The 963-nt window shown below is 34.5% G+C and carries 1 protein-coding gene; it reads left to right on the top strand.

The features are described 5' to 3' along the window. Positions 1 to 773 precede the first annotated feature (773 nt). A partial coding sequence (locus IE258_RS41655; protein WP_229892789.1) for a hypothetical protein occupies positions 774 to 963 on the top strand: 190 nt, incomplete at its 3' end.

The following is a 963-nucleotide window of genomic DNA, read 5'->3' as shown; positions in this document are numbered from 1 at the left end:
AGTAACGCCTATATATAATATACTAATATGGGTGGGATTTAGATACGTATGTATTTTAGCTTCACACGTGTAATTGAAAAGTGTTCTGTTTGGCTAGTTTGTGTAATCTAGGATTTAGGTTGTGATTTTGTGTACCTAGACTCGGATTTTAATTGCCAAGAGGCTAGGATTTATATTAAAATTGTGTACCTAGAGGGGCCATTTTAGGCTCGGATTTTATAAAACTGGGTACACAATTTATGCCATAAATGGCCTCGGATTTAATAAATTTCTAGGCAATCAAGGGGCCAATTTTAATTGCCATCCTAGTAATATTGTTGTTAATTGCATAAGTATTTATATTATGGTTATTTTAGATAATTCTAGGACATTAGGGGCCTTCGAAAGGCAATCAAGGATATTGCATAATTAAAATATTAGTATTATATTTGCATCAAATAAATAGAGTATTAATCATTAAACCCCAATTAACCATGACAACAGAAGAATTATCCAACCGATTAATCCAAATCCTTACAGGTATTACCAGTGGAGAGCCTAATCCTAACATTATTCAAGGCTTTGTCCAAAACTTTATCGAAGACTTCAAACCAGACTACTATTACGAAATCTCAGTCACAGACGTAGAAGGCTATACTCCTACCTTTATCGAATACTATGCCTGGGACGAAGACGAGGATGGTCCTATACCTGGTATAAAACTTTTCAAAGACTTCAACATATACCTTGAACGAGAATATTGCGAATACTAACCCTATAATACATATATCACAATGGAAACCCATTTCGAATACCTAACCAAGATTCTTAAGGATGATGCCATTGACACCTGGACTCTAAGAGAACAAGAAGAAATAAATAAACTAGACCTAACCCAAGGCCTACATATTTTCTTATACGATATCTATACCGGTATTATATCCCATTGCCAAACGAATAAACCCACAAACCAAGAACCCATAT

The organism is Streptomyces tendae (assembly GCF_014650435.1).
GTDB lineage: Bacteria > Actinomycetota > Actinomycetes > Streptomycetales > Streptomycetaceae > Streptomyces > Streptomyces tendae.
The sequence above is the reverse complement of the archived record's forward strand: the minus strand, read 5'-3'. Positions and strand labels throughout refer to the sequence as shown.